This is a genomic window from Pseudomonas sp. 1121_17, assembly GCF_052850745.1.
On record NZ_VXCX01000006.1, the window covers coordinates 1 to 18,280 of the forward strand.

19 protein-coding genes are annotated in these 18,280 nt (G+C 62.5%); 14 read left to right on the top strand and 5 right to left on the bottom strand.

Annotation, left to right across the window (positions count from 1 at the left end; all coding sequences use genetic code 11):
* The first annotated feature begins 136 nt into the window (after window positions 1-136).
* Window positions 137-1,084: a LysR family transcriptional regulator gene (locus FW789_RS13175; protein WP_207073294.1), complete on the top strand. Its 948-nt coding sequence runs from the start codon at window positions 137-139 to the stop codon at window positions 1,082-1,084.
* A 1-nt stretch (window position 1,085) separates the two neighbouring features.
* On the opposite strand, the gene FW789_RS13180 is transcribed toward FW789_RS13175, so the two are convergent.
* On the bottom strand, window positions 1,086-1,979 hold the full coding sequence (locus FW789_RS13180) for a LysR family transcriptional regulator (RefSeq protein ID WP_103437041.1): 894 nt from the start codon (window positions 1,977-1,979) through the stop codon (window positions 1,086-1,088).
* Window positions 1,980-2,097: 118 nt separating this feature from the next.
* On the opposite strand from FW789_RS13180, the gene FW789_RS13185 reads away from it, so the two are divergent.
* From FW789_RS13185 to FW789_RS13210, 6 genes are all read left to right on the top strand, one after another.
* Window positions 2,098-3,306, top strand: coding sequence for an MFS transporter (locus tag FW789_RS13185; protein ID WP_446431545.1), 1,209 nt, complete (start codon window positions 2,098-2,100; stop codon window positions 3,304-3,306).
* Window positions 3,307-3,377: 71 nt separating this feature from the next.
* Window positions 3,378-4,439: an SDR family oxidoreductase gene (locus tag FW789_RS13190; protein ID WP_446431546.1), complete on the top strand. Its 1,062-nt coding sequence runs from the start codon at window positions 3,378-3,380 to the stop codon at window positions 4,437-4,439.
* A gap of 98 nt (window positions 4,440-4,537) precedes the next feature.
* Window positions 4,538-4,693 (top strand): DUF2986 domain-containing protein, encoded by a 156-nt coding sequence (locus tag FW789_RS13195; RefSeq protein ID WP_101318684.1) that lies wholly within the window; start codon window positions 4,538-4,540, stop codon window positions 4,691-4,693.
* Window positions 4,694-5,078: 385 nt separating this feature from the next.
* Window positions 5,079-5,798, top strand: coding sequence for a gluconate 2-dehydrogenase subunit 3 family protein (locus FW789_RS13200; RefSeq protein ID WP_446431547.1), 720 nt, complete (start codon window positions 5,079-5,081; stop codon window positions 5,796-5,798).
* Between the two features lie 36 nt (window positions 5,799-5,834).
* Window positions 5,835-7,604, top strand: coding sequence for a GMC family oxidoreductase (locus FW789_RS13205; protein WP_150569511.1), 1,770 nt, complete (start codon window positions 5,835-5,837; stop codon window positions 7,602-7,604).
* An 11-nt stretch (window positions 7,605-7,615) separates the two neighbouring features.
* Entirely contained in the window at window positions 7,616-8,932 is a 1,317-nt protein-coding gene (locus FW789_RS13210) for a c-type cytochrome (protein WP_446431548.1), read from the top strand.
* A 52-nt stretch (window positions 8,933-8,984) separates the two neighbouring features.
* Here the strand turns inward: FW789_RS13210 and FW789_RS13215 are convergent, their stop codons facing one another.
* The 3 genes from FW789_RS13215 to FW789_RS13225 all read right to left on the bottom strand — a co-directional run bounded on the left by FW789_RS13215 (window position 8,985) and on the right by FW789_RS13225 (window position 9,857).
* Window positions 8,985-9,302, bottom strand: a complete 318-nt coding sequence (locus FW789_RS13215; RefSeq protein ID WP_446431549.1) for a hypothetical protein — start codon at window positions 9,300-9,302, stop codon at window positions 8,985-8,987.
* Window positions 9,302-9,451, bottom strand: coding sequence for a hypothetical protein (locus tag FW789_RS13220; RefSeq protein WP_207073416.1), 150 nt, complete (start codon window positions 9,449-9,451; stop codon window positions 9,302-9,304). Before FW789_RS13220 ends, FW789_RS13215 begins: the two co-directional genes overlap by 1 nt.
* Window positions 9,452-9,593: 142 nt before the next feature.
* The gene (locus tag FW789_RS13225; protein ID WP_446431550.1) at window positions 9,594-9,857 is read right to left on the bottom strand and encodes a hypothetical protein; all 264 of its coding nucleotides are present in this window, start codon (window positions 9,855-9,857) and stop codon (window positions 9,594-9,596) included.
* A gap of 23 nt (window positions 9,858-9,880) precedes the next feature.
* Here FW789_RS13225 and FW789_RS13230 point away from each other — a divergent pair, with 23 nt between their 5' ends.
* From FW789_RS13230 to FW789_RS13245, 4 genes are all read left to right on the top strand, one after another.
* Window positions 9,881-10,060 (top strand): CsbD family protein, encoded by a 180-nt coding sequence (locus tag FW789_RS13230; protein WP_181108408.1) that lies wholly within the window; start codon window positions 9,881-9,883, stop codon window positions 10,058-10,060.
* A gap of 68 nt (window positions 10,061-10,128) precedes the next feature.
* Window positions 10,129-10,899: an SDR family NAD(P)-dependent oxidoreductase gene (locus tag FW789_RS13235; protein WP_446431551.1), complete on the top strand. Its 771-nt coding sequence runs from the start codon at window positions 10,129-10,131 to the stop codon at window positions 10,897-10,899.
* A gap of 111 nt (window positions 10,900-11,010) precedes the next feature.
* The gene (locus FW789_RS13240) at window positions 11,011-13,578 is read left to right on the top strand and encodes a bifunctional diguanylate cyclase/phosphodiesterase (protein WP_207073299.1); all 2,568 of its coding nucleotides are present in this window, start codon (window positions 11,011-11,013) and stop codon (window positions 13,576-13,578) included.
* Between the two features lie 141 nt (window positions 13,579-13,719).
* Window positions 13,720-14,412, top strand: a complete 693-nt coding sequence (locus FW789_RS13245; protein WP_411561818.1) for a type 1 glutamine amidotransferase domain-containing protein — start codon at window positions 13,720-13,722, stop codon at window positions 14,410-14,412.
* Between the two features lie 50 nt (window positions 14,413-14,462).
* Here the strand turns inward: FW789_RS13245 and FW789_RS13250 are convergent, their stop codons facing one another.
* On the bottom strand, window positions 14,463-15,236 hold the full coding sequence (locus FW789_RS13250) for an IclR family transcriptional regulator domain-containing protein (protein WP_103437030.1): 774 nt from the start codon (window positions 15,234-15,236) through the stop codon (window positions 14,463-14,465).
* A 144-nt stretch (window positions 15,237-15,380) separates the two neighbouring features.
* Between FW789_RS13250 and FW789_RS13255 the strand changes: the two genes are divergently transcribed.
* The 3 genes from FW789_RS13255 to FW789_RS13265 are packed head-to-tail and all read left to right on the top strand — an operon-like array spanning window position 15,381 to window position 18,275.
* Window positions 15,381-16,196, top strand: coding sequence for a shikimate dehydrogenase family protein (locus FW789_RS13255; protein WP_446431552.1), 816 nt, complete (start codon window positions 15,381-15,383; stop codon window positions 16,194-16,196).
* Between the two features lie 26 nt (window positions 16,197-16,222).
* Window positions 16,223-17,965, top strand: a complete 1,743-nt coding sequence (locus tag FW789_RS13260; RefSeq protein WP_446431553.1) for an FAD-dependent oxidoreductase — start codon at window positions 16,223-16,225, stop codon at window positions 17,963-17,965.
* The gene (locus FW789_RS13265; RefSeq protein WP_103437027.1) at window positions 17,955-18,275 is read left to right on the top strand and encodes an NIPSNAP family protein; all 321 of its coding nucleotides are present in this window, start codon (window positions 17,955-17,957) and stop codon (window positions 18,273-18,275) included. The genes FW789_RS13260 and FW789_RS13265 overlap by 11 nt, the downstream gene beginning before the upstream one ends.
* The last annotated feature ends 5 nt before the right edge of the window (window positions 18,276-18,280 follow it).

The following is an 18,280-nucleotide window of genomic DNA, read 5'->3' on the forward strand; positions in this document are numbered from 1 at the left end:
CTGCAAAGCAGCCCCCGACATTCTCCGACCAGACGCACATTCCAAAAACCTCCAACTGACTGATTCGAACAATACTGCGTAGCGTCCACCAGCGCTCATACCCAAATGAGCAAGACCATAACCAGAGGTAATGCCAATGCCTTCAGGCAGACCGCCCGCAGACCCCATGCTGTTCAAGCTGCGGCACATGGAAGTATTCCGCGCGGTGATGCTGACCGGCTCGATCAGCGCCGCGGCCAAGCTGCTCTATGTCTCGCAACCAGCGGTGAGCAAGCTCATGGGCTACATCGAAGGGCGCCTGGGCTACCGCTTGTTCGAACGAATCAACAATCGCCTGGTACCGACCGGCGAGGCGCAGGTCCTCTATCGTGAAGTCGAGCGGGTGTACCAAGCGGCGTTGGTGGTCAACGACTGTGCGCTGGCACTGGCCAGCGGTGCCCAGCGCACCTTGCGCCTGTGCTGCAGTGCCTCGCTGTCGACCGTGTTGATCCCGGCAGCGCTGGCCCAGCTCAAGCGCGAGGTACCGGGGCTGAACATCGAATGGCAAACCACGCTCATGGTAGAGATGGCCAATCAGATCCTGTCGAAAAAGGTCGACCTGGCCATCGCCGCCCTGCCGCTGCCGCACGACCACCTGCACTCGGTGCCCTACATGCGCGGGCGCATGGTTGCGCTGATGCCGTTCGACCACCCGTTGGCGCATCACCCATCCCTGTCATTGCAACAACTGCAGGGCCATCCCCTGCTGCTGTTCCGCCCGGACATGGCCTTCGGTCAATTGCTCGGCGAGGCCTTCAGCCGCTGCGGCGTGCAGCTTGATTCGCTGTTGTCGTTCACCAATGCAGTGGAGGCCGTGGCACTGGTCAAGCAAGGCATGGGCATGACCATCATCGACGAGTTCGTCGCCCAGGACAGCGGCCTCAAAACTGTGCCGCTAAGTGATGAGATCAGCTTCGATATCAGCTTTGTCTACTCGCGCTTCGAGCCACCGGCCCAGGCCACGCTGCAGTTGATGCGTATCTTGCAGGCGCAGGCAATGCAGCTGGGCCGGGCGATCGAACCAGTCGAACCGGCGCTCACCTGAGCTACGGGCGATAGCGCATCGCCTCGACAAAGGCGGTAAATGCTGGCGAGGGCTGGCGCCGATTCGGGTAATAAAGGTGAAAGCCCTGAAAGTACGGGCACCAGTCCGCCAGCACTTCCTGCAAGCGCCCCTCAGCGATCAGTGGCGCCGCCAGCGCGTACGGCACGTAGCCAAGGCCGATACCGTCAACCGCGCTGTTGAGCACGTGCATGATGCTGTTGACCACCAACTGGCCCTCGCCCTTCACGGTAAAGGCCTGGCCATCCTTCTCGAACTCCCACGCATAGATCGATCCAGCAGGACGGTGGCGGATATTCAGGCAGTGGTGCTCAGTTAGCTGGTGTGGCGTCTGCGGTATGCCGTGAGCGGCGAAATACTCGGGTGAAGCAACCACCGCAAGGCGCCAGTCAGGGCTGATGCGCACGGCGATCATGTCCTTGCTGATCGACTCGCCCATTCTGATCCCGGCGTCGAAGCGCTGCTCGACCACATTGGTGAAGCCGTAGTCGACCATCAGCTCCAGAGTGATATCGGGGTAGGCCTGCAGAAAGGTCTTCAGCTTGGGCCGGATGTACAGATCGATGGCGTCATCGGTGCAGGTGATGCGCAGAGTCCCGGCAGGCTTGTCGCGCAGCTCGCCGAGCGCCTCGACCTGCTCGGCGATCTGCTCGAACAGCGGCGCCAGCGACTGCAGCAAGCGCTGCCCGGCCTCGGTGGGCGCGACATTGCGGGTAGTCCTGGCCAGCAACCGCACGCCCAGGCGCTGCTCCAACACACGCATCGCATGGCTCAACGCCGACGGCGTGACGCCCAGCTGGGCCGCTGCCTTGGTAAAACTCTGTTCCTGGGCGACAGCGATGAACGCCTGCAGGTCGTTGATCTTGGCGTGCTTCATTGCTGAGATTTTCTCACAACCACATTCAGATTCCCTCTACTAATCAGCAGACGCTCTATCAGTCAAGATTTAAACCACGACACGTCAGCTGCATTGTCCTTCAAAAACGGAATCTATTATGTCCAGCCCAACCATCGAGGCCTCGCCGGGTATTCACCGCAACGAGGGCCAGAGCAGTGCGCCCGCTTACTGGAGCGGCATCTTTGCCATGACCCTGTGCGTGTTCGCGCTGATTGCCTCCGAGTTCATGCCGGTAAGCCTGCTTACGCCAATCGCTCGCGACCTGAGCGTCAGCGAAGGGCTGGCCGGCTACGGCATTGCCATCTCCGGCGCATTCGCCGTGCTGAGTAGCCTGACCATCGCCAGGCTGGCCGGCTCGCTCGACCGCAAGACCCTGCTGCTGTTATTGACCGCAGTGATGTGCGTATCTGGGCTGATTGTCGGCTCGGCCAGCAACTACAGCGCCTACATGCTCGGCCGTGCCCTGATCGGCGTGGTCATCGGCGGCTTCTGGTCGATGTCTGCGGCGGTTGCCATGCGTCTGGTGCCCAAGGCCAGCGTGCCCAAGGCGCTGGTCATCTTCAATAGCGGCAATGCGCTGGCCACTGTCATTGCCGCGCCATTAGGCAGCTATCTTGGTGGTGTCATCGGCTGGCGCGGCGCATTCTATTGCCTGGTGCCGGTGGCATTGATCGCGCTGGTCTGGCAATGGTTGAGCCTGCCGTCGATGCCGACGCATGAGCGAGCTGGCTCGTCGGGCAGCGTCCTGGCGCTATTGAAAAGGCCCATCGTGATACTGGGCATGCTCGCTGTCGGCGTGTTCTTCATGGGCCAGTTCATGCTGTTCACCTACGTGCGGCCCTTTCTGGAAAGCGTCAGCCGGGTAAATGTGACCACCTTGTCGATGATCCTGCTTGGCCTGGGCGTCTCGGGCTTTATCGGCACAGTGCTGATCGGTGCCTTCCTCAAGCGCAACCTGTACCAGCCATTGATCGTCATCCCCATGTTGATGGCCGTCATCGGCGTAGGCCTGGTCATGTTCGGCACTTCGGTATCCGCTGTGTTCGCCCTGCTCGCCCTGTGGGGCCTGTTTGCCACTGCTGCACCGGTGGGCTGGTGGGCTTGGCTGGCCGAGTCGCTGCCCAATGATGCAGAAGCCGGCGGCGGGCTGATGGTGGCGGTGATCCAGTTGTCCATCGCACTCGGCTCGACCGCAGGCGGGCTACTCTTCGACAGCAGTGGCTATCGGCTGACATTCTTTGCCAGCGCCGCACTGCTGGTCCTGTCAGCGCTGCTGACCCTGCGCGCCGCTCGGGCCAGCGGCTGAATCGAACACAGATCGGCTTGAACCTCTGGCGTGCTGGCCTGCTCAGAAAACCATTACTTGAGGAGAACATCATGACCCAGACAGCATTGGTAGTCGGCGCCAGCGGCATCGTCGGCAGCGCCATCACCCAGCTTTTGCTCGACAATCACTGGCAGGTGGCAGCGCTCTCGCGGACGCCAACGGCGGCGCCGGGGATCATCCCGGTGGCCGCAGACCTGCAAGACCCTGCCTCGCTGCAGGCGGCGCTGGCCGACCTCAAGCCCACCCACGTATTCATCACCACCTGGTCGCGCCAGGCCAGCGAAGCGGAAAACATCCGCGTCAATGGCGCCATGGTGCGCAATGTGCTCGCAGCGCTGCGCCCGGCAGGCAGTGTCAAACACGTCGCCTTGGTCACCGGCTTGAAACACTACCTTGGCCCCTTCGAGTCCTATGGCAAGGGCAGCCTGCCGCAGACGCCGTTTCGTGAGGAACAAGGCCGGCTGGATGTCGAGAACTTCTACTACGCCCAGGAAGACGAACTGTTTGCCGCTGCCGAGCGCGATGGTTTCACCTGGAGCGTCCACCGCCCGCACACCGTCACCGGCGTGGCCGTCGGCAATGCGATGAACATGGCAACCACCCTCGCCGTATACGCCAGCATCTGCAAGCAAAGCGGCCGCCCGTTCGTGTTCCCCGGCTCGCGCGTGCAGTGGCAGAGCCTGACCGACATGACTGACGCCCGCCAGCTCGCGCAGCAGCAACTATGGGCGGCGACTACCCCTGAAGCCGCCAATCAGGCGTTCAACATCACCAATGGCGATGTGTTCCGCTGGCAGTGGATGTGGGGCCGGATTGCCAAGTACTTCGGCCTCACACCCGCGCCCTTCCCCGAGTCGCCGGCGCCGCTGGAGGCGCAGATGGCCCATGACCAGGCGCTGTGGAGCCAGATCGTCGCCGAGCATGGCCTCAAGGAAGCCGACATCAGCCGCCTGGTCTCGCCCTGGCACACCGATGCCGACCTCGGCCGGCCGATCGAAGTCGTGACCGACATGACCAAGAGTCGGCTGCTGGGCTTCAGTGCCTATCAAGCAAGTGATCGGGCGTTTTTCGAGGTGTTTGATCAATTGCGAGAGGCACGTTTGATTCCCTGAGGTTTGCGCGTCAATCGCTCTGTGCACCGGGCAGCCGGCGTACACGCGCGAGCCGAAATCGCGATATCATGCCGGCGTCCACTCGCAGGTAGAAGCACATGAACCGCCAGAAAAAACTGCAACAGTTGTTCAAGGCCAAGGCGCAAAAAGCCAACGCCAAACTCGCCCCGAAAAAACCCAAGTACATCTGCAAGGCTGACCGTCTGAAAGCCGCCGCCGAAGCAGCTGAGGCCGCCGTATCCAGCCCTGAATGAAGCGGCCAGGCAGCTCTCGCGACCGGCATGCATCACTCAGCTGGTGCATTGAGGGCCTGCGACGATAGCGACATTGACATCCGACGAGAAATGTTTTGTAACAGACTCGGTAGCTTGCTATGCTTCTCGCTACCCGTGATGTCCAAATCAGGCCAAATGACGCCCTCGAGAGGGTCGGTCATTCAAGCCACGCGACTGCCAGGCTTCATATAAGAGCAGCGCCCAATTCAGTCTCCCCACACTTCGTAGAGCCGTTTTTGCTGTAACGCCTGACCAGGCACGCTGAAAGATAGCGCTATCTCATCTGAGACTATCGCGGCTTCTACAGGTAACGGATTACCGGATACATCTCGGGTTCCTCGTGAATAGTCATAGGTGAACCCGCATGCTGATTGCCACGCAAACATCGCGAAGAAAGTTTCTGCTGTCCTCGCTGATCGCCTTGCCCGCCATGGGCATCGCCCTCAACGGCCTGAGCGCCGCTGCCGCCGCCGAGCTGGCCGCGCCGAGCCTGGACAGCTACTCGCCGATCTTTTTCACTGCAGCCGAATGGACCTTCATCCTGGCTGCCTGCGACCGCTTGATCCCTGCTGATGGCCGCGGCCCCGGTGCGCTGGAGACCAACGTGCCGATCTTCATCGACCAGCAACTGGCCGGCGACCTGGGTAGCGAGGTGTACCTTGAGGGCCCGTTCGACGTCAACGCGCCGGCCACCCTCGGCTACCAGCTGCCGTTCACTGCGCAGCAGATCTACCGCCAGGGCATCGCCGCGCTCGAAGGCTGGTGCCAGGCCAAATACGGCCAGTACTTTGCCCTGCTGTCCCTGAGCGATCGCGAGCAGGTGCTCAAGCAGATGCAGAACGACCAGGTCGACTTTGCTGCCCACGGCGAGCCTGTGCTCAAGGCCAAGCTGCTGTTCAGCGAACTGCTCAACATCACCCGCCAGGGCTGGCTTGCCGACCCGATCTACGGCGGCAACAAAGGCATGAAGGCGTGGATTGCGATCGGCTTCCCCGGCGCACGTGCCAGCTACCTGGAATGGGTAGCCCAGCACAACGTCCCCTACCCTCTCGGCCCGGTCAGCCTGACCGGCCAGCGCGGTTGAACCCTTCGCCAAGCGACAGAGCATTCAAGGTTACCTATGCCAAACATTACCAATGACGAAGTCGATGTAGTCGTGGTCGGCCTCGGTTGGGCCGGCTCGCTGATGAGCATCGAGCTCGCCCAGGCCGGCCTCAAGGTGCGCGCCCTGGAACGTGGCGAAGACCGCAGCAATGCTGACTTCACCTACCCCAAGCCCGCCGACCAGTACGCTTACGGCGTGCGCAACAAGATCATGGTCACGCCCAAGGACGGCGCCCTCACCGTGCGCCACAACATGCAGAGCACCGCTCTGCCGACTCGCCAGTGGGGCGCATTCGTGCCCGGCACCGGCGTCGGCGGCTCGGGCCTGCACTGGACCGGCGTGCTGATCCGGCCAACGCCGACCGACATCAAGCTCAAGACCTACGCCGACCAGGCCTACAAACCCGGCGTGCTGGGTGAAGGTATGCAGATCCAGGACTACCCGTTCACCTGGGAAGAAATCGAGCCGTACCTGGATAAATTCGACAAGATCTGCGGCCTGTCGGGCAATACCGGCAACCTGCAGGGGCGCATCGTCGAAGGCGGCGACCCGTTCGAAGGGCCACGCTCGAGCCCCTTCCCGCTGCCGGCGCTGGAAGACACGCTGAACAACACGATGTTCGCCGAAGCCGCACGCAAGCTGGGTTATCACCCGTTCCCCAATCCCTCGGCGAACGTGTCGCGGGCCTGGAAAAACCCTTACGGCAACCAGATTGCGCCGTGCAACTACTGCGGTTATTGCAGCAAGTACCCGTGCCTGAACTACTCCAAGGCCTCGCCGCAAACCGCGGTGATGGACTCCCTCAAGCGCATGGACAACTTCGATTACCGCACCAACGCCAACGTCCTGCGGGTTGAGCTGCACGCCGACGGCAAGACTGCCAAGGGCGTGACCTATGCCGATGGCCAGGGCAACGAAGTGTTCCAGCCGGCCAAGATCGTCGTGCTGGCGGGCTTCCAGTTCGTCAACGTGCGCCTGATGCTGCTGTCGGGCATCGGCCAGCCGTACAGCCCGCTGACCGGCAAGGGCACCATCGGCCGCAACTATGCCTTCCTCAGCGTTGGCGGCAGCACCCTGTTCTTCAAGGACAAGACCTTCAACCCGTTCGCCACCGCCGGCGCCACCGGGCAGATGTTCAACGACATCTCGCCGGGCAACTTCGACGGCCCGGCACTGGGCGTGATCGGCGGCGCCAAGATCCACAGCTCGCAGGCCACCGGCACGCCAATCGGCACCGCCCTGCCCGCCGGCACCCCTGAGTGGGGCCAGGGCTGGAAAGAAGGCATGCAGGACTGGTACGGCCATTCGATGAAGGTCAGCATCTCTACCGGCTGCATGTCCTATCGCGAGCACTACCTGGACCTCGACCCGACCTACAAGGACCCGTGGGGCCAGCCGCTGTTGCGGATCACCTTCGACTGGAAGCCCAACGAGCTGAAACTGCAGCAGCACCTGCGTGGCATCGTTGGCGACATCACCAAGGAGCTCAACCCCGACAGCGTCAGCGAAAGCTACCTGGACATGGATTCGCACTGGGACATCACCAAGTACGTCTCCACCCACAACGTCGGCGGCGCGATCATGGGCGACTCGCCCGAGACCAGCGCGCTCAACCGCTATCTGCAGAGCTGGGACGTGCATAACGTATTCGTGCCCGGCGGCAACGCCTTCCCGCAGAACTTCCAGGCCAACCCGACCGCGCTGATCGGCGCGCTGACCCTGTTCGCCGCCCAGGCGATCAAGGACCAGTACCTGAAAAACCCTGGCCCGCTGGTGCAGGCATGAGGAGCGCTTCGATGAAATCGACCCTGATCCGTCTGCTCCTGCTCGCGGCCCTGCTGGCGTTGGTGGCCTGGGCCGTGAGCCTGTGGCTGAACCGCTCCGGCGACGCCAGCGCGCAGATGCCACAGCCGATCACCGAACAATTGATCGACAAGGGCGCCTACCTGGCCCGGGTGGGCGACTGCGTGGCCTGCCACACCAGCCACGATGGCGGCAAGGCGTTCGCCGGGGGCCTGGGCATTGCCTCGCCAATCGGCACCATCTATTCGACTAACATCACCCCCGACCACAAGACCGGTATCGGCGCCTGGAGCTACGGTGAGTTCGAACGGGCCATGCGCCGCGGTATCGGCCATGACGGCAGCGCGCTGTATCCGGCGATGCCCTACCCGTCCTATGCCAAGGTCAGCGATGCCGACCTGCAAGCGCTGTATGCCTACTTCATGAAGGGTGTGGCGCCGGTGGAACAAGCCAACAAAGCCAACGGCATTGCCTGGCCGCTGTCGATCCGCTGGCCGCTGGCGTACTGGCGCGCGCTGTTCTCGCCTACGCCCGAAACTGCTGCGGCCGACGCCGTGAGCATTGACGATGCCCAACTACAGCGCGGCGCCTACCTGGTTCAGGGCCTCGGCCACTGTGGCTCATGCCACACGCCACGGGCACTGACCATGCAGGAGCAAGGCCTGGACGAGCGCACTGGCAGCTATCTGAGTGGCGCTGAACTCAATGGCTGGGCGGTACCGGCATTGCGCGGCATGCCGCACTGGAGCGAGCAGCAGATCGTCGATTACCTGGGTAGCGGGCGCAACAGCATCGCCGCCGTGGCGGGCGAGATGAAGGATGTGGTCGCCAACAGTACCTCGCACATGAGCGACGAGGACCTGCTGGCGATGGCCGTCTATCTCAAATCGCTGGAGGGCACCGGTAAAGGTGAGTATCAACACGCCCCGCAGCGCAGCCAGGCCACCATCGCCAAACTGACGGCGGCCAAGGACCTGGATCTGGGTCAGCGGCTGTACCTGGACAACTGTGGCGCGTGTCACTTTGTCACCGGCCAGGGCGCCGAGCAGGTATTCCCGCGGCTTGACGGTGCTTCGGTGGTCAATGCCGAGAACCCGTCGGCGCTGATCCAGGTAATCCTCGCGGGTGCCATGACGCCGTCCACCGAACGTGCCCCTTCGGTGCTGCCGATGCCCGGCTTTGCCGAGCGCATGGACGATGCTGAAGTGGCTGAGCTGGCGAGCTTCCTGCGCCATGGCTGGTCGAACCAGGCCTCGAAGGTGACTGCGGCACAGGTCCGTGAAGTACGCGCCGCGCTCCAGCATCACTGAGGTGCCATAGCGCAATTGTCGCGGGCCGTCCTGGCCCGCGATAGCCGCTTGCTCAGGTCTGCAAACCCTCATACCACTGCGCATAGGGTGTGTTACGGACCTTGTGCCGATTGAAGTCGGCACTGCCATCGTCCCACCACACCGGGCCGCGTTCGCCCAAGGCTACCTTGGCCGCCTGCACGCCTGCTCGGGCCTCGCGTAGTGCCTCTGCATCGTCAGCGCCCTTGGCCGTTTTCACAGCGCGCCGAGCGCTCATCAGCTCATTCACCAGGCGTTGCCGCTCTGGCTCGGCCAGGCTGGGATTGGAGCAGCGCCAGAGCACCCCATCGATCACGAAATAACGACCATCAGGTGTGGTTGGCGCGGCCATCAGTCGGCCTCTTCTGGCTCGACCGGATCGATAACTTCCTGTTCCTCAACCACCTCGGTGTGGCCATGGTTGGCAGGCTTTTGCGGGTCGTTGATGAACGGCACACCGCTGGGCCCCTGTTCTTCCAAACCTTCCGTTGCTGGGTTCATCGTCAGTACCTCTCCAGTGATCAATGCGTACCGTTAGAGACCCGCGCGCCTGCCAACGTTCAACCCTGGCGCACGAACAGGCGCCGGTCGCGGGCCCAGACAATGGCCTCGCTGCGGCTGTGCTTTCATTGCCGTCAATTAATCAGCGCAGCGTTGCGATCCGGCGGTTACGGCTGGTCAGCGCAAAGCGACCGATAGCAAAGCTCAGCGCGCCACTGATAAGCAGGGTGATCAAGGTGCCCCAGGCTGCTTTGGACAGGTTCTTGGCGGCTACGTCAGCTGCTTCGCGGGCTTGTTGCTCAGCCTGTTGTGCCAGCGATATAGAAGATGAAACCGAGTTATTTTCGGCGGGAGGTGCAACTGTTGAAAGCGGCAAGCGGTCATTAAAGATGTCGACTACACACATACTATTGAGCTAGGAGAACGTCCATGAGCGGTACTTCTGACAAAATCAAAGGCATGGCCAACGAAGCTGTTGGTAAAGTAAAACAAGCCGTTGGCAAGGCCACCGACAACACTGAACTGGAAGTCAAAGGCAAGGTTCAGGAGAAGAAAGGTGAAGCCCAGCAAGTGGTGGGCGATGTGAAGAACGCAGTGGACAAACACTGATAGTGTCGTCAACGTAACCCAGAACGGTCGTCCTCGGACGGCCGTTTTTTGCGTTTTCGAGGTAGTCGATGAAGCTGATTCCCGCGCTCGCCGCCCCTGCCAATACACTGATCTGCGGCGCCAGCCAAGGCATTGGCCTGGCTCTGTGTCAAAGCCTGCTCGCCCACCCTGACGTCGAGCGGGTATACGCGGTAGCGCGGCAGGCCAGTACCAGCGCGGAGCTGGAGGCATTGGCCCAGGAGCATGGCCAACGCCTGCTGCGGTTTGACTGCGATGCCCGCGATGAGCAGGCGCTGGCGCAGTTGGCACGCGAAGTTGGCGCGAGCTGCCAACACTTGCACCTGGTGATCAGCACTCTGGGTATTCTTCAGCAGGACGGCGCCCGCGCCGAAAAGAGCCTGACGCAACTCGATCTCAGCGGCCTGCAAGCTACATTCGCGACCAATGCCTTTGCTCCCGTCTTGCTGCTCAAGCACTTGCTGCCAATGCTGCGCAAGCAAGCGGCAACTTTCGTTGCGCTGTCGGCACGGGTCGGTTCGATCGACGACAACCAGCTTGGCGGCTGGTACAGCTACCGCGCCAGCAAAGCCGCCCTTAATCAATTGCTGCGCACCGCCAGCATCGAACTGCGGCGAATCAACCCGGCATCCACCGTATTGCTGGTGCACCCTGGCACCACTGACACGCAGCTGTCCCGGCCCTTTCAGGCCAATGTGCCCGCCGAGCAGCTATTCACGACTGAATTTGCCGCCCAGCGCATCCTCGGCCTGGCACGCCAGCATGGGCCCGAGCAGAGCGGTAGTTTCTGGGCCTGGGATGGCAAGCCGATCAGTTGGTAAGTCATGAACTGCGCCAACCGATAGACAGTTCATCGGGAACTGCCTGCCACTCCTCATCCTCGAGTTCACGCAGCCGATAGCCTCCATGAGCCCTTTCGAGCACAGTAATCCATGTCCAACAGCTCTTCCAATGCTGTCAGCCTTTCCAGCGTACGGTTGGCCAGTGAGCCACTTTTCAAATTCGTTGCGCTGCTCGCTGGCGTGTTTTTGCTCGCCGGCATTTCGCTGGTCTATCTGGCGCAGGATCTCGACCGCACTGAGCAGGAAAAAAATGCCTTCTACGTGCGCAAGGCGGTGCAGTCGCTGGAAAAATCCTTGGCCGTAACGGTTCAGGATTATGCCTTCTGGGGCGATGCCTACCGCCATTTGCACGCCGAGGTCGACATTGACTGGGCCTACATCAATCAGAATATCGGCCCGACGCTGTACGACGACTTCGGCTTTCAGGGGCTGTTCGTGGTCGATGACCAGAACCGCACGGTGTATTCGGTAATCGATGGCAAACAGCGCAGTGAAGAAGCCAGCGACTGGCTGCGTCAGCCCATTGCCGGCATCGCCGACGCGGCCCGGGCCGGTGCCGAGGCGCAAACCTCCGTTACCCGCTATATCAATGTTGACGGTGCGCCCGCAGTGATTGCCGCAGCGGCCATCACTCCAGGCACCGATCCCACCGTCACGCCAGACAACCGAGCACACTCGGTGCTGATCTTTGTCGATGTGTTGGAGCCGAAAAAACTGGCTGCCCTGGGTACCGACTTCGGCGTAGCTCAGCTGCGTGTAGCAAGCCATGGCCAGCATTCCGCTGATAGCGTAGTAACGCTGGCCGATGACGGAGGCACCCTGCAATGGACCCCAGCTCAGCCGGGTTGGCGCCTGCTGGCCGGTGGTCTGCCGCTGATCGGCCTGGCCGCCTTGCTGGTGGTGCTGATGACCTGGGTGATCCTGCGCCGCACCACCGTCGCCGCCCAGGCGCTGGACGCAAGCATCGCATCGCTGAAACGCAGTCAGGCCGCCCTGGCCACCAGCGAGGCGCGCTTTCGCGATGTTGCCGAAGCCAGTTCCGACTGGATCTGGGAGATCGACGCGGCCCTGCGTTTCACTTACCTGTCCGAGCGTTTCCAGGGCGTGACTGGACTGTCCAGCGACACCTGGCTGGGCGCCAACATCGACGACCTGCTGACCACCGAGTTAGGGCTGCTTTCGCAGTGGCTGAGCATTCCCAACCGCCGCCCCGAGATCAGTGTGCAATGCCGCTATCTGGATGCCCGCGGGCAAGCACGGATTACCCGCCTGTCAGCACGCACCTTGCGCGACGGCGGCGTGCGCGGCACCGCTACCGATGTCACCGAAGAAGTCGAAGCGCGCCGGCGTATCGAGTTCCTGTCTCAACACGATGCCTTGACCGGGCTGCCCAACCGCACCCGCCTGCAGGCCTTCCTCGACGGCAAGCTGAAGGCCCAGCCCACTGTCGAGCAGCCGCTGGTGATGCTCTGCCTGGACCTGGACCGTTTCAAACCGGTGAACGACCTGCTCGGCCATGCCGCCGGTGATCGGGTACTTAATGAAGTGTCCAGTCGCCTGGCCGATTGCGTGCGCCATGCCGACCTGGTGGCGCGGGTGGGCGGCGACGAATTCGTCCTGATCGTGACCGATGTCAGTTCTCAGGAAGAGGTCGAAACCCTGTGCCGGCGGCTGATCGCCTCCATCGAAATGCCGATCGCGATCGAAGACCAGGAGGTGTTCATCAGTGCTAGCATCGGCATTGCCATGGCCCCGCACGATGCCTGCGAAGCGACCGCGCTACTGCGCTATGCCGACATCGCCCTGTATGAAGCCAAGAGCGGCGGGCGCAATACCTGGCGCTTCTATGCCGGCGACATGAACGCACGGATCATCGAGCGCAGACGCCTGGAAAGCGACCTGCGCCAGGCCATCAAGAACGGCGAGCTGGAGCTGCACTTCCAACCCCGCTACCGCATCGCCGATGGCCAGATGGTCGGCGCCGAGGCCCTGGTGCGCTGGCAGCATCCGCAGCGCGGGCAGATCGCGCCGGATGTGTTCGTGCCGATTGCAGAAGAGTCTGGGTTGATCCTGGCGTTGAGCAACTGGGTGCTCGAACAGGCCTGCCGCAATGCCGCCAACTGGCCCGTGCAGCTGTTTGTATCGGTCAACCTGTCGCCATCCGAATTCAAACGCGGCAACCTGATCGAGCGGATCCAGCATGTGCTGAGCGCCAGCAACATCGCCCCTGCTCGGCTTGAGCTGGAAATCACCGAAGGGGTCATGCTCGACGATGCTGCGGGTGCGCTGGAGATCATGCGCACGCTTAAACGCTTGGGCGTGCGCATCGCCCTTGATGATTTTGGAACGGGTTATTCGTCGTTGAGCTATCTGCGCGCGTTTCCGTTCGATGGCTTGAAGATCGACCGAAGCTTTCTTAGTCGGTTGGACCAGAGCGACAGTAACAACGAAAGTGATCAGGCGATCATTCAGGCCATCGTTGGCTTGGGCCGGGCGTTGTCTCTCACGGTTACCGCTGAAGGCGTGGAAACTGCGGATCACCTGAAACTGCTGCAGGCGGTGGCGTGTGATGAAGGTCAGGGGTATTACTTGAGTCGGCCGTTGGGCAGTGATGCGTTCAGGGCTTTGTCTGCGATTGCCGGTGGGGTGGATGCTTGAGGTGCCAGAGTCGTTGGCCGCTCTGGCACGCCACGAGCGATCATTAATGGATAAGCTCACCACAACAGGGTGAACATATCCGCCAACAAAGCCTCTGAAATAAATGCACCTACACATCCCAGCCCTGGAGAACAGCCTTACATGAAGATTCTGATGGTCCTGACATCCCACGACCAACTCGGCGACACCGGCAAGAAAACCGGCTTCTGGCTGGAAGAGTTCGCCGCCCCTTATTACACCTTCATCGACGCCCAGGCCGAGGTCACCCTCGCCTCGCCTAAAGGCGGCCAGCCGCCACTGGACCCGAAAAGCGATGAACCCGACGCACAAACCGAAGCCACCCGCCGCTTCGCCGCTGACAGCAAAGCGCAAGCGCTACTCGCCGACACCCTGCCGCTGGGCGAGATCGACCCGTACGACTTCGATGCAGTGTTCTACCCAGGCGGCCACGGCCCACTGTGGGACCTGGCCGAAGACCTCGACTCGAAAACCCTGATCGAGGCCTTTTACGCCTCGAACAAACCGGTAGCCGCCGTGTGCCATGCCCCAGGCGTGCTGAAAAACGTCAACGCAGCTGATGGCAGCCCGGTCGTCCAGGGCAAGCGCGTGACCGGCTTCACCAACTCCGAGGAAGAAGCCGTCGGCCTGACCAGGGTGGTGCCGTTTCTGGTCGAAGACATGCTCAAGGCCAAAGGCGGCAACTACTCCAAAGCCGCCGACTGGGCCAGTTACGTGGTCGAGGACGGCAACCTGATTACCGGCCAGAACCCGGCATCGTCGGAAGCGACGGCAGAGGCGCTGCTGGCGCGATTACGCCAGGAACAGGCTGACTGACACGGTCGTTCGCCGCTATCGCTCAGGCGCCGGCGGCGAACCGACCTCAACTACAAGGTCATGATCGGCCGCAACAACGCCTGCCCTTCATACAACGCCGACAAATAGCGTTCGCGCATCTGCTCGGTGGTCATCCGCGAGGCATGGGTGGTGATGGTCAGGACCGCCTGCAACTGTCCTTCCCGATCGATCAGCGGCACGCTCAGCACGCGCATCCCCACCTCGTATTCCTGATCCAGCAAGACATACCCGCGCTCGCGTGCCAGGTTGATCTGGGCGCGCACCTCTGTCTCGTCGATCAAGGTATACGGGGTAATCGCCCGCAGCGGGTTACGCGCAAAATAGCCCGCCAGCGCCTCTTCATCGAGGCTCGCCAGCCATAGCCGACCGCTGCCGGTGCAGTACATCGGCACCCGCGAGCCTGGACGGATCGACAGCGACGCGATGTGGCTGTAGCGGCTGCGTACGATATGCACGATGTCGTCGCCATCACGCACCCCGACCGAAACATGCTCCTGAGTGGTTCGCGCGACCTGCTCGACGATCGGCCGCAGCATGCGCGGCAAAACCGCCGAATCGACGTAAGCCTGGCCGATGCGCAGGGCTTTGGCAGTCAGCCAGTAATAGCGGCCATCGGTTTGCGCATAGTCGTCATGCACCAGGGTCAGCAGGAAGCGCCGGGCGGCGCTATGGGTCATGTCGGCGAGCCGCGCCGCCTCGGGCACGCTCAGGCGCGGGTGGTCCTGGGAAAACAACTGCATCAGCGCCAGGCCTTTTTGCAGCCCGACGATCAGATCGCGCGAGTGGATAGTGGGCTGCTTCATGGCGCCTGCGCTCATTAGAAGGATGAGTGCGATTATCGCATCGACAGCGCGATTATCAACCGATCTGGCATTCACGTTGATTGTCGCTGCAAGCCGCAGCTCGCACTATCGGCTCACAACAAAGCCAACCAGCGAGTGCTGCATATGATCAAGGGATCGACCCAACTGGTCGCCATCGTCGGCTCACCTATTGCCCAGGTGAAGTCACCGGAAAACTTCAATCGCTGGTTCGCCGAGCAAGGTCAGGACACCGCCATGCTCGCCATCGACCTGCAGCACACGGCCCTTGATGGCTTTGTGACGATGCTGCGCGGCTGGCACAACCTGCGCGGATGCGTGGTCACTGTGCCCTACAAGCAGCAGCTAGCCAGCCGCCTGGACGACCTCAGTGAACGCTCCCAGGCGCTGGGCACGGTCAACGTGATTCGCCGTGAAGCCGATGGCCGCTTGCTCGGCGACATCGTCGATGGCGAGGGCTTTCTCAATGCCGCGCGCAAGCAGGGCTTCGATCCGCGCGATAAAAACGCACTGGTGATCGGCACTGGTGGCGTTGGCAGCGCCATCGCCTATTCGCTGTGCCAGGACGGACTGACCCGGTTGGCCATCAGCGACCTCGACGGCCAGTGTGTCGAAGCGCTGGCTGAGCTGCTGCGCACCTTCTTCCCGCATATCGCCATCAGCGCCAGCCCCGCCTCGCTGGCCGAATTCGATCTGGTGGTCAACGCCTCGCCGGTGGGCATGGGCGCTGCTGGCGACGGGCCGATGCCACTGCCGGTCGCGCTGATGCAGACCCTGCGCGACACCACCCTGGTCGCCGACGTAGTCACGGCGCCAGCGTTCACACCGTTCCTGTCGTTTGCCCGGGGCATGGGCTGCGCCATCCAGACCGGCCCGGAGATGGCGCTGGCGCAGTTGGGCAATCTCGGCCATTTCATGGGCGTGACCCCGCTGGATATCTGACCCGCAGGGTCAATCAGGTGACAGACATGAACAACAACACTTATGACCTGATCGTGCTCGGCAGCGGCGCTGCCGGTTTCGCCGCTGCGGTCAGTGCCAACAGCCTTGGCTTGAACGTGCTGCTGGTGGAAAAAGCCGACCGTTTTGGCGGTACCTCGGCGATTTCCGGCGGTGCGGTCTGGCTGCATGACACCGACCAGGCGCGCGCCGCCGGGCTGCAGTTGCCGGCCGAGCAAATGCGCGTGTATCTGCAGCAGGTCATCGGCGCCAACTATCAGCCCGAACTGGTCGACGCCTTTATCAAACATGGCCGTGAGGCGCTGCGTTTTCTGCAACAGAACAGTGAACTCAGATACAGCCTGCGGCCGTTGTCGCCGGATTATTACCCTGACTTGCCCGGCGCGACCCAGAGCGGGCGAGCGCTGGAGATCGACGAGTACGACGGGCGCCGCCTGGGCGCGCAGTTCAGGTACCTGAAACAACCACCGGACGGCATGCTGCTGTTTGGCGGGATGATGGTCAATCGGGTCGACATCCAGCATTTTCTCAGCTGCAAGCGCTCGCTGCGTTCGCTCGGCCATTGCCTGAAGCTGCTCGCGCGTTATGGCCTGGACCGCCTCAGTCACCCGCGCGGCACCCGCCTGACGGTCGGTAATGCGTTGATCGCGCGGCTGGCCACCACGGCATTTGCCAATGGTGTCGAGCTGTGGCTCGAGGCTTCGGCGCAGGCGTTGATCGTCGAGGACGGTGTGGTCAGCGGCGTGCGCATCCAGTGGCGCGGCGAGGAACACGCCGTGCGCGCCCGGGGCGGGGTGCTGCTGGCCATGGGCGGCTTTGCTGCTGGCGAGCACGCCGGGCAGTGGCGCCCGGCCAGTGCTGCGCCGCACTTGAGCATGTCGCCGCCAGCCAATGTCGGCGATGGCCAGCGCCTGGCGGCATCGGTGCAGGCAGCGCTGGGCGAGCAACTGGCAGCCAACTTCTTCTGGGCGCCGGTCTCGCGCCTGCGCAAGGCCGACGGCAGCGAGGAGCGCTTTGCGCACCTGGTCACCGACCGCGCCAAGCCGGGGGTGATTGCGGTCAATCAGGACGGCCAGCGCTTCGTCAACGAAGCCAACTCCTATCACAGTTTTGTCGAGGCGATGCTTGCCAACGGCGCAGCCAACGCGCCCTGCTGGCTGGTCTGTGACGGCGAGGCGCTGAACACCTACGGCCTGGGCCTGGCGCGACCGCGGCCGGTCGACAACAGCGCATTGATCGCAGCCGGTTACTTGCTGCGGGCCGACAGCCTGGCCGAGTTGGCCGCGCGGCTGGCGATCGACCCCAGCAAGTTGGCGCACACCGTACAGCGCTTCAACAACGACGCCGCGGCAGGCGTCGACCGCCAGTTCGGCAAGGGCAGCAATGCCTACAACCGCTATATGGGCGACCCGTTGCACACGCCCAACCCCTGCCTGAGGCCACTGAACAAGCCGCCCTACTACGCCATTCGCCTGCACACCGGCGACCTCGGTTCGGCACGCGGGCTGGTCACCAACGGCCAGGCCAATGTGCTCAACGCACAGGGCGAACCGATCGCCGGGCTGTACGCCGCCGGCAACGAAATGAACTCGATCATGGCCGGCACCTATCCGGGGCCGGGCATCACCCTCGGCCCTGCCCTGACCTTTGCCTACCTGGCAGCCAAAGACATCGCCGGACGCCTGAATGGCGCCACCGCAACCACCTCAACCCACTCAACACAGCCATCTGGAGAACAGCATGTTCTATGAACTACGCACCTACACCCTGAAACCGACCAAGCTGGCTGACTGGCTGGCGCTGTACAAAAGCGCTGCGCTGGAAGTACAGCAAGAGCACCTGGGCAATCTGGTGGGCTTCTTTACCACTGAAATTGGCGAGGTCAACCAGGTGATACACCTGTGGGCCTACACCAGCCTGGATGAGCGCACCGCCCGCCGCGCAGCAATGGCGGCCGACCCGCGCTGGCTGGAGTTCGCCCGCCAGAACAAAGCGCTCGATGCGGTAGTCACGCTGGAGTCGCGCCTGCTGCGCCCGACCGATTTCTCGCCGCTGCAATAACCGCG

Excerpts from the sequence above, each read along its gene's own strand:
- FW789_RS13175 (WP_207073294.1), top strand. The coding sequence starts at position 137 with ATGCCTTCAGGCAGACCGCCCGCAGACCCCATGCTGTTCAAGCTGCGG.
- FW789_RS13180 (WP_103437041.1), bottom strand. The coding sequence starts at position 1,979 with ATGAAGCACGCCAAGATCAACGACCTGCAGGCGTTCATCGCTGTCGCC.
- FW789_RS13185 (WP_446431545.1), top strand. The coding sequence starts at position 2,098 with ATGTCCAGCCCAACCATCGAGGCCTCGCCGGGTATTCACCGCAACGAG.
- FW789_RS13190 (WP_446431546.1), top strand. The coding sequence starts at position 3,378 with ATGACCCAGACAGCATTGGTAGTCGGCGCCAGCGGCATCGTCGGCAGC.
- FW789_RS13195 (WP_101318684.1), top strand. The coding sequence starts at position 4,538 with ATGAACCGCCAGAAAAAACTGCAACAGTTGTTCAAGGCCAAGGCGCAA.
- FW789_RS13200 (WP_446431547.1), top strand. The coding sequence starts at position 5,079 with ATGCTGATTGCCACGCAAACATCGCGAAGAAAGTTTCTGCTGTCCTCG.
- FW789_RS13205 (WP_150569511.1), top strand. The coding sequence starts at position 5,835 with ATGCCAAACATTACCAATGACGAAGTCGATGTAGTCGTGGTCGGCCTC.
- FW789_RS13210 (WP_446431548.1), top strand. The coding sequence starts at position 7,616 with ATGAAATCGACCCTGATCCGTCTGCTCCTGCTCGCGGCCCTGCTGGCG.
- FW789_RS13215 (WP_446431549.1), bottom strand. The coding sequence starts at position 9,302 with ATGGCCGCGCCAACCACACCTGATGGTCGTTATTTCGTGATCGATGGG.
- FW789_RS13220 (WP_207073416.1), bottom strand. The coding sequence starts at position 9,451 with ATGAACCCAGCAACGGAAGGTTTGGAAGAACAGGGGCCCAGCGGTGTG.
- FW789_RS13225 (WP_446431550.1), bottom strand. The coding sequence starts at position 9,857 with ATGTGTGTAGTCGACATCTTTAATGACCGCTTGCCGCTTTCAACAGTT.
- FW789_RS13230 (WP_181108408.1), top strand. The coding sequence starts at position 9,881 with ATGAGCGGTACTTCTGACAAAATCAAAGGCATGGCCAACGAAGCTGTT.
- FW789_RS13235 (WP_446431551.1), top strand. The coding sequence starts at position 10,129 with ATGAAGCTGATTCCCGCGCTCGCCGCCCCTGCCAATACACTGATCTGC.
- FW789_RS13240 (WP_207073299.1), top strand. The coding sequence starts at position 11,011 with ATGTCCAACAGCTCTTCCAATGCTGTCAGCCTTTCCAGCGTACGGTTG.
- FW789_RS13245 (WP_411561818.1), top strand. The coding sequence starts at position 13,720 with ATGAAGATTCTGATGGTCCTGACATCCCACGACCAACTCGGCGACACC.
- FW789_RS13250 (WP_103437030.1), bottom strand. The coding sequence starts at position 15,236 with ATGAAGCAGCCCACTATCCACTCGCGCGATCTGATCGTCGGGCTGCAA.
- FW789_RS13255 (WP_446431552.1), top strand. The coding sequence starts at position 15,381 with ATGATCAAGGGATCGACCCAACTGGTCGCCATCGTCGGCTCACCTATT.
- FW789_RS13260 (WP_446431553.1), top strand. The coding sequence starts at position 16,223 with ATGAACAACAACACTTATGACCTGATCGTGCTCGGCAGCGGCGCTGCC.
- FW789_RS13265 (WP_103437027.1), top strand. The coding sequence starts at position 17,955 with ATGTTCTATGAACTACGCACCTACACCCTGAAACCGACCAAGCTGGCT.